The following is an 851-nucleotide window of genomic DNA, read 5'->3' on the forward strand; positions in this document are numbered from 1 at the left end:
GAAAATTATTAATAGTTATTTAAAATGATTGTATATTTAAAAATATAAAGATATTTTCAAAACATAAAAAAACATATAAAACCGTATAAAAGGAGATAATTAACTTGACTTATGATTAGCGATATTAGTGATATTTGTATTAATTTTTTTAATAAGGTAAAATCTTTTTTGTCGAAAGTAAAGCAATATTTAATTAAAAATAAGGTATTTTGGTATTTTAATTATTTTTTGGTAGCTGTTTGTATTTTTTTGTTATTGTGGTTGCATATTAAAGTTTTTGCTAAGAAACATTCCAATCCTAATGCTCTTAAAGGAGGTATTTTTGTAGGAATGGGTCCTGTTTGTGTGCAATCTGATGAGGATGATTCGGTTTCAGTGAACTGTTCCAAAAGTGTCTAAACTTTTGGAACAGGGCAATACCACCAAAATTCAATCCCAAATATCGTTTCCCTTGTCCCATCCATCAAGGACAAAACCCAACTTGTTGCCATTTAACTTCAGATAATAAAATTCATTGTTGGAAATGTTGTAAAGATTACGATATTATTGATGTTTATATGGAAATAAGAGGAATTAAAACCTTCAATAACGCTCTTGAAAAAATCAATAACTTTATGAAAACTCAAGAATTTAAAATCTTAATCGAGCAACAAAATTTAACCCCTAATATTTCTTGCGAACCTTTTAAATATCAATTCCACCACAATAAAATCAACAACCCAATTGATGAAAAAGAAATTAACGCTACAAAAACACAATTATTTAAAGAAATATCACCTTTATTTAACCAAATTAGAGATTATTATCATTATTTATTAACCACTAACCGAAATAATGAATCTCACCTAGGA

The 851-nt window shown here is 26.7% G+C and carries 1 protein-coding gene and 1 pseudogene; both read left to right on the plus strand.

Annotation, left to right across the window (positions count from 1 at the left end):
* The first annotated feature begins 168 nt into the window (after positions 1 to 168).
* Positions 169 to 399, plus strand: a complete 231-nt coding sequence (locus OL66_RS02570; protein ID WP_156956355.1) for a hypothetical protein — start codon at positions 169 to 171, stop codon at positions 397 to 399.
* Positions 400 to 416: 17 nt separating this feature from the next.
* Positions 417 to 851: pseudogene (locus tag OL66_RS02575) on the plus strand (toprim domain-containing protein); the annotation flags it as partial.

The sequence above is a fragment of the Chrysanthemum yellows phytoplasma genome (genome assembly GCF_000803325.1).
GTDB lineage: Bacteria > Bacillota_I > Bacilli_A > Acholeplasmatales > Acholeplasmataceae > Phytoplasma > Phytoplasma asteris.